Consider the following 7,856-nt stretch of genomic DNA (forward strand, 5'->3'; position numbering starts at 1 on the left):
GTGGTGTCTACTTTTGTTATTCATTGATTTTCAACATGTATAAAAAGAATAAAAACTGAACGGTCCGTACAAAAAACTTTAGCCCAATATTTGATTTACGTGCTATAACAGGCTTCAAGCAAAACAGCTTCGCTATGATGTTGTCTGGATAGGCGACAGAAAATGAACAAATAAATTTGAGGAAACATCATGCCTGCCTTTTTAACTGATGATTGGTTTTCAACTGTAGAAACTTTGACTGCGCAAGCAGGGGACTTGAATCTGCCACCAGCATTGGCAAATTTAGCCATCAACTTGGTTGTGACGGATACCAGTGGCAATACCGAGTTGGCTTTAGATGGCGGAAGAATCTTAAAAGGTTTGTCTTCAAATGCCAAAACGACTTTAAATATGGATGCTGAAACTTTACGTAAAGTATTCTTAGAGTTTGATATGTCTGCAGCCATGCAAGCATTCATGACAGGCAAAATAAAAGTTCAGGGTGATATGTCTCAGTTAATGGCATTGCAAACGGCAAAACCAAGCCAAGAACAAAAAGATTTATTTAAGAAAGTCCTTGAGCATACTGCTTAAGTTGTTTTCCATAAAAAAAAGCTTACCCGAAGGTAAGCTTTTTTTTATGCTCAATTCATGACTATTTATATGTTCACCAATTGAGGCGTATTTTTGATGTATTCCAAATAGGCTCGGATACGCGTGACATATTGTACCGCTTGGCGATAACGCCCATTTTGGGCTTTATTACCATCTAAATAACTATAGAGATTAACCCAGTTATTTGGATCCTTACCTTGCGCACTAATCCGCTTTTGAATCTGACTCACGGCACCTGGTCCCATGTTATAAGCAACTAAGGCATACCAGTTACGATCAGGATAAGGCACATCTTCAAATCTGCTCAACATTCGGTCATAGTACTTGGCACCACCCTGAATACTTTGCGCAGGATCGGTACGGTTACTAACACCCATCGCTTTGGCTGTGCTGTTGGTTAGCATCATAATGCCGCGCACACCTGTCGGCGAAATTGAATCGGGTTTTAAATACGATTCTTGATAACCAATGGCTGCCAAGAAATGCCAATCGAGATCATATTTCTCGGCTGTACGCTGGAAACTAGCTTTATAAATCGGCATGCGTTTGGTCAAATCACGTTCAATAGAATCCCATGATTCGGCTTGTACCACGTTACGATTATAAAACGAAGCCAATTGGCTGATGGAACCTGTTTGTTTCCCTTGGCACACATAGCCGCTCGCGGTCTGTGTCAGGGGATCATCTGCATGTTTAAAGACCCAGTTCAGTTGGGTATTTAAACCGTTCTTCTGCAGGCTATATAAGTCACCACAGGTGGCTGAAAACGAAGTCAGCTTTTTACTTTCGATGTTTTGAATGCTTGATGTGGTAATGGCAAAGTTCACTTTACCTTGATCGACCAACTTCAATGCCGTGGCATTGTCGGGAACGGTGGTAAACACCAGCTCTACATTCATACTGTCAGCATAGTTACGGGCAAGGTCATAACCAAAGCCATGTAAATACTGTCCATCTTTAAATACAGTCGATGGATTTTCTACACCAACCACTGTGAGTTTGTTGTTGTTCACAACAGCATCATATTGGTAAGCCTTGCTCGCATTAATGGTATGAAACGGAATTAAGGCGGCGGTGAGTGCTAAGACTTTTAAAGGGAGTGAGAAAGTTAATGAGTTAAGGCAAAGCCTCGACCCAGAAGATGAACTACTGTGCATGTTGTCTCCGCTACAAGTAATTTATGCCCTAAAAAGTCAAAGCAAACGAGGCCTTAAACTTTCATAAAGTTTGATAAATTCAATAAGGGGTGGGCAGTCATGACGTCATTCAAAATGACATGGGATAAAAGAAAATTATGTGGGAAAAAACCACATAGGTTAAAAAGTACACGAAACTTAAGATGAGGGCATAATAAAGTCGGAAATAGGGATTGTCAAATTTAGTACAAAAAATAGTGAAAAAATGTAACATAAATACCTAATTTTATTAATAAATTATTTTTATACTCTTTTGTTGTGATGAAATTGAGCATAAAATAGCTTAAAAATGTATCTGTTTCGTACTCTGAAAAGACAATTTCCAACATGAAATCCAACTTAATTACCCGTGCTGGACACGATAAATTGGTGGCTGAACTTCAGCATTTGTGGCGTGAAGAACGCCCCGAAATTACCAAAAAAGTGAACTGGGCAGCCAGCCTTGGAGATCGTAGTGAAAACGCCGATTACCAGTACAACAAGCAATTGTTACGTAAAATTGATCGACGTGTGCGTTACCTTGGCAAGCGTTTGGAAGAGTTAAGAATCATTGATTTTTCTCCTGAGCAGGAAGGCAAAGTTTATTTCGGGGCATGGGTCGAAATTGAGAATGAGCAGGGCGAAAAAAAGCAGCTCCGGATTGTCGGGGTGGATGAAATTTATGATCATCATCCGCAACATATTTCCATAGACTCACCCATGGCACGTGCGTTGTTGTCTAAACAAGTGGATGATGAAGTGGAAGTGATGACGCCATCTGGAAAAAAGACGTGGTATATCAATACAATCCGTTATGAAAAGCCAGAATCAGCACCTTAATGGTATTTTTGATTTTATTTTGTGCAATTAAATAGAGTTTTATGCAAAAGTATTTGCCAAGTTAGAAAAAAATTTATATGATAGCCGCCATTGGAAGCGTGGCAGAGCGGTTTAATGCACCGGTCTTGAAAACCGACGAGGGTGTGAGTCCTCCGTGAGTTCGAATCTCACCGCTTCCGCCAAATTCAAAAAACCCTTGCACAAGCAAGGGTTTTTTATGTCTAAATTTTTTGATGTATTGCGATGTTTCTTGCGAAAGAAATCATATTTAGCGTAATCAATACTTTGTAATGAGCTAAACCTTCTCCTTTTACCGGTCTCAATTTTACGCTGCTAGTCCACCTTTAGCGCTAGTAAATAAATCAACATCACTAGCTTGGTCTATCTACCGAGTGAAACTATTTTCATGGTTTAAGTGAAGCTATGTCATTGTTTTGAACTTGTGAATAAGTAGTCCTATTGCAGCACTAGAGCATGACGTTGCTGGATAGTTTTCAGTATTTAAATGCGCAAAATACTGTCTATTTGGTATAGCTATTTAAAAGTATTGTGAAAACCTCGAGCGCTTGCTCGTGGTACCTTTTCAAAGTAAGTTGAATGAATATTAACTGTTATATGTAGCTAATCTTAAAGATAATATCGCTATACATGTAATTGTTAATTGTATGTAAAAAATGAATTGTTTTTTCCAATAATGCCTATAAATCATCCTAAAGGATGATTTTTCTAAGATTGTATAGCGTTAAATTTTGAACAAAATTAAGTGATGTATTTAAATGTTGGAACTTTGTATACAAGTTGTGGGATTTCGTTTTAAAACTTAATTTTATAATTATATGAATAAGATTTTGATATGGAAACATGAATGTTACTAAGATGTTGAATAAAGGAGTTTTTGTATAAAACCTGCTTCGGAGATTGTGTTGGTGTCACATGTTAAAGCTTCGAATTTGATGTGCTAATTATCCATGCTCATTTCTACTTCAATTTTCGCAGATGGCCATACCCGACAATTAAATGGTAATCACAATAAAACCACGACATTTGTCTCTTTCGATGCAGTGATTACATATAAAAAAAGTGAATTTTAGTCCATTTGCACAATTTATCTGGAATCCAGAAAAATACGACCGCTCAAATCAAGGTGGGTTTGATCATAACGTCATGATGGGATTATTGACTCAAGGAAAACTTAATTAAGGAGATATAAAGTGAATTTACCTAAGGTTGATTTAGGTTGCGGAACATTGCTGGAGAGTGAATTTACCTCCGCAGCATATACATGTGAACAATTGAACATTGTAGATTGTCCGAATCAAATTGATCAAAATCTACCTGATCCACATGACATGCTCACTTGGAACCAGGAACAACGTTTAATTGGATTTAGAAATACCTATAGAAGTTACGATGGTACAGTTTTTTATGCCAACAAAAGCCAGATTCAAGCACTTCCTCAGTATGAAAAAACCATAAATAATCAGAATGTGAGTTTTAGTTTAGATAACAGGACTTATCATTTAAATGATTATCTAGAAAGTCAGGATGTAGCAGGGCTTATCATTCTAAAAAAAGGTCAAATTGCCTACGAATATTATAAGAGTGACAATGATGCTACTACCTTGTGGACGTCAAGATCGATTGCAAAGTCTATTGTTGCAACTTTGGTCGGCGTGGCGATTAAGCAAGGAAAAATTACGTCTTTAGATGATCTAATAATTCACTATTTACCGGATCTTAAGCATACAGCATGGGAAAAAGTAACGCTAAGACAACTTATGCAGCATACTTCAGGTGTTGAATGGGGAGAAGATTATACTGATCCACAATCAGATTTTTCAAAAATGACGTATTGTGAAGTCAAATCTGATCCAGACGCCAGTGTCTATGAATTGGTAAAAAATTTAAAAGCAAAGTATGAACCGGGTAAAGTTTGGTCTTATTCCACGGGTGGTTCCTATTTGGTTGGAAAAGTTCTGGAGGCAGCCACCAAAGAAAGCCTTGCTACATATTTGGAAAAAAATGTTTGGCAAAAAGCAGGTATGGAAAAAAATGGGATCTGGCAATCTTATAAGCGCGGTGTAACGGATATGGGCGGGCATGGATTTAATGCAACACTCCGAGACTATGCGCGTTTAGGATTATTTATTCTGAATGAAGGTCGTCTCTCTAATGGAGAAAAATTGTTACCAGATGGCTGGACGAAAGAAGCAACTGCTTGGACAAAAGCCGAGCAATCTGTATCAGAAGCATATCCGAATGGAATTTATGGTTTCCAATGGTGGAATTCACATGCTAAGCATGGCTCACCTTTAACCACTAAAAATGCAGAATATACCTATTGGGGCTTTGGAATTTATGGGCAAATCATGGCAATCAATCCCAAAGATGATATTGTTATGATTCAGTGGGGGACTTGGCCAACCGCAATGCCTTCAGAAAAAATTATGGATGAAAAAAGCTTATTTCTTAATGCAGTGACCAATTATTTGGAAAAATAAGTAATGAAAGTGGTTTTTTATTCATAAGTCATTGATATTTATTTATATTATTAAAAATCACCTTTTAAGGTGATTTTTTGTTTTAACTAAAATGTAAGTATGGGAATAAACATATACTACACTCATGATGGCTTAAGACTTTAATAAAACTTAAAAAAATATTAATGATACTAAAAAAAAATATAATTTTAAAAAATGTATTGTTTTTCTGTTGGCTTTGTTTAAAATCATCCTAAAGGATGAGTCCATGAATAATAATCAGCGATAAAATTCATGCAAAAGTACATCAATATGGATATGAAATAAATGAATAGCAATATGTTGTTAAATGGTGAAATGGTCGCAGGTCAGGGTGATGCTTTTGCAGTGTTAAATCCTGCAACTGAGCAAACCATTGTTGAAATTAATAGTTCGACTGTCGAACAAGTTGATCAAGCTGTACTTGCAGCGCGTGAAGCATTCAAGACTTGGCAGAATGTTTCAGACGAAGAGATCAATGCAAGTTTCAAGAAAATTGCACAAGATATTCGTGCTGAAAAAGATGAGATTGCAGAATTAATCACGGCTGAACAAGGCAAGCCGTTGGCGATGGCTCAATTTGAAGTTGAAGCAAGTGCGAACTGGATTGAAAATATAATTGGTCTAGAGGTTCCAGTCGATACGATTCAAGAGCCGAGCGGGAAAGTCATCAAAGTCTACAATCGTCCACTCGGTGTCGTTGCTTCAATTACCCCATGGAACTGGCCTTTTGCAATTGCGGTTTGGCATTTTTTCCCAGCACTTAAAACTAAAAACACTGTGGTGAATAAACCTTCTGAATTTACGCCACTCAGCACCATTAAATTGGTTGAAATCATGAATCGTCACCTCCCTAAAGGTGTATGTAATCTGGTGTTAGGTAAAGGTGACGTGGGTCAAGCTTTAAGTGAACACGCTTTAGTGGATAAGGTAACGTTTACTGGTTCAACACGAACTGGACAAAGCATTCTCAAATCATCTGTAGACACTTTAAAAAGTGTAGTCCTTGAATTGGGCGGTAATGATGTTGGAATCGTACTTGAAGATGTTGATGTTGATGTTGCAGCTGAAAAAATCTTCGGCTCTGCCTTTTTGAATATGGGGCAAACCTGTGCAGCGCTTAAGCGACTTTATGTACATGAAAGCGTATATGATGCATTGACGAAAAAATTAACTGAAATTGCCAATGCACAGGTGATTGGCAATGGTTTAGATCCAAATACGACGTTTGGTCCGATTCAGAACCGAATCCAGTACAACAAAGTCAAAAGCATGATTGAAGATGCAGTGGCGAATGGCGGTCAGATTATTACTGCACCAAAATCTGTCAGTGAGCATGGCTACTTCATTCCACCAACTCTAGTCACCAATCTTAAAGAGGGTGTGAAACTGGTTGATGAAGAACAGTTTGGTCCAGTATTACCAATCCTTAAATTTACGGATGTTGAAGATGTCATTCAACGTGCTAATAATAGTCCATTTGGCTTGGGTGGTTCGGTTTGGAGCAAAGATCTAGACCGTGCACAACAAATTGCCAGCAGACTTGAAACAGGCACAGTCTGGATTAATAATCACTCTGACTTATCACCTGATGCTGAGTTTGGTGGTTGGAAAATGTCTGGTCTAGGTTATTCATTTGGTTTAAATGGTATGTTGCTGTATACACATAAGCAAGCGATCCATATTTCGCAATAATGAGATAAATCGATTAATCGGTCTTGCTGATGAATTAAGTTATGGCTTGAGTATAAAGCCATAACTTATTTATCAAAGTTGATATGTTTAAACCTTCATCAGTAAGACTATATATTGGCAGGAAGCTAATAGTATTAATTAATTATTCAACTCTATTAAATTTTCAAAAGGATGATGAAAATTTATGTTCAATCGAGATTTTATTCAGCAGTTTAGTCGAAATTTTATTGCTCAAATTCAGCATGTTTCGGATATAGACGGATTTTTCACCTATAAAATTGATAATATTCACCATGCCTACGATTTCGAACTAGGTGGAATATCAAAAAGTGCAATCAATGAATATTTAAATGGAAAAATTGAATATGATCCCGTGAGCTTTCGACACTTTTATCATGGTGATCAGAACATTGCACTTTTGGGGCAATATCAACCGAATGAAATATTTTTGAACTTTATGAGTCGTTGGCAAGTTGAAGATACTGCCGAATTTTTCTTTAGAAAACGCGATGGGCAGCCCATTTTTGGTTTGAGTGTATTTAGAGAACAGGGTAAAAAACAATTCAATCTACAAGAAAAGAAAGTCTTTGAAGCCTTCCATCAACTTTCTATTGAGCATTTTCATCATCATGTCGATGTCATTAATAAAGATAAAATTATTGCTCAATATCATTTAACCAAAAAAGAAATGGTAATCCTTGAAGAGCTATTTACTAATTTGGAAGCCAGTCAAATTTCAAAGAAATTAAATTGTAGTCTTTCGACAGTGAAAACCCATGTGCAACATATTTATCAAAAAGTGAATGTCAGCAGCCGTCAAGAATTGGTGTGCAAGTTTTTAAGATAATCTTTTTTTTAAATAAAAATGAATTAAAATAAAAACTTACAACTTTATAATAAGATTAAAAACCGCTTTTAAAGTAATACAGCTTTATTTTGGTATTAATGCTTACATCTACATCTACATCTACATCTACATCTACATCTACATCTACATCTACATCTACATCTACATCTACATCTACATCTACAT

6 protein-coding genes and 1 tRNA gene are annotated in these 7,856 nt (G+C 36.8%); 6 read left to right on the forward strand and 1 reads right to left on the reverse strand.

The window, feature by feature from the left end; all coding sequences use genetic code 11:
* Window positions 1-189 precede the first annotated feature (189 nt).
* A complete protein-coding gene (locus tag MKI85_RS14755) occupies window positions 190-573 on the forward strand; it encodes an SCP2 sterol-binding domain-containing protein (protein ID WP_142768025.1) in 384 nt (127 codons plus the stop codon).
* A 65-nt stretch (window positions 574-638) separates the two neighbouring features.
* Here MKI85_RS14755 and MKI85_RS14760 read toward each other — a convergent pair whose 3' ends face one another.
* On the reverse strand, window positions 639-1,751 hold the full coding sequence (locus tag MKI85_RS14760; protein WP_241628703.1) for a transglycosylase SLT domain-containing protein: 1,113 nt from the start codon (window positions 1,749-1,751) through the stop codon (window positions 639-641).
* A 366-nt stretch (window positions 1,752-2,117) separates the two neighbouring features.
* Here MKI85_RS14760 and greB point away from each other — a divergent pair, with 366 nt between their 5' ends.
* The 5 genes from greB to MKI85_RS14785 all read left to right on the forward strand — a co-directional run bounded on the left by greB (window position 2,118) and on the right by MKI85_RS14785 (window position 7,670).
* Window positions 2,118-2,609 carry a transcription elongation factor GreB gene (greB, locus tag MKI85_RS14765; protein WP_241628705.1) on the forward strand — a complete coding sequence of 164 codons (492 nt, stop codon included), beginning with the start codon at window positions 2,118-2,120 and terminating at the stop codon, window positions 2,607-2,609.
* Between the two features lie 92 nt (window positions 2,610-2,701).
* A tRNA-Ser gene (locus MKI85_RS14770) sits at window positions 2,702-2,791 on the forward strand.
* 1,029 nt (window positions 2,792-3,820) lie between these two features.
* Window positions 3,821-5,110: a serine hydrolase domain-containing protein gene (locus MKI85_RS14775; protein WP_241628707.1), complete on the forward strand. Its 1,290-nt coding sequence runs from the start codon at window positions 3,821-3,823 to the stop codon at window positions 5,108-5,110.
* 306 nt (window positions 5,111-5,416) lie between these two features.
* The gene (locus MKI85_RS14780) at window positions 5,417-6,823 is read left to right on the forward strand and encodes an aldehyde dehydrogenase family protein (protein ID WP_241628709.1); all 1,407 of its coding nucleotides are present in this window, start codon (window positions 5,417-5,419) and stop codon (window positions 6,821-6,823) included.
* 184 nt (window positions 6,824-7,007) lie between these two features.
* Window positions 7,008-7,670: a helix-turn-helix transcriptional regulator gene (locus MKI85_RS14785; RefSeq protein WP_241628710.1), complete on the forward strand. Its 663-nt coding sequence runs from the start codon at window positions 7,008-7,010 to the stop codon at window positions 7,668-7,670.
* Window positions 7,671-7,856: the final 186 nt, after the last annotated feature.

It is taken from the genome of Acinetobacter zhairuonensis, from assembly GCF_022601715.1.
Classification (GTDB): domain Bacteria; phylum Pseudomonadota; class Gammaproteobacteria; order Pseudomonadales; family Moraxellaceae; genus Acinetobacter.

What these genes read in the sequence shown, in the direction of transcription:
- MKI85_RS14755 (WP_142768025.1), top strand. Translation starts at nt 190, where the DNA reads ATGCCTGCCTTTTTAACTGATGATTGGTTTTCAACTGTAGAAACTTTG.
- MKI85_RS14760 (WP_241628703.1), bottom strand. Translation starts at nt 1,751, where the DNA reads ATGCACAGTAGTTCATCTTCTGGGTCGAGGCTTTGCCTTAACTCATTA.
- greB (WP_241628705.1), top strand. Translation starts at nt 2,118, where the DNA reads ATGAAATCCAACTTAATTACCCGTGCTGGACACGATAAATTGGTGGCT.
- MKI85_RS14780 (WP_241628709.1), top strand. Translation starts at nt 5,417, where the DNA reads ATGAATAGCAATATGTTGTTAAATGGTGAAATGGTCGCAGGTCAGGGT.
- MKI85_RS14785 (WP_241628710.1), top strand. Translation starts at nt 7,008, where the DNA reads ATGTTCAATCGAGATTTTATTCAGCAGTTTAGTCGAAATTTTATTGCT.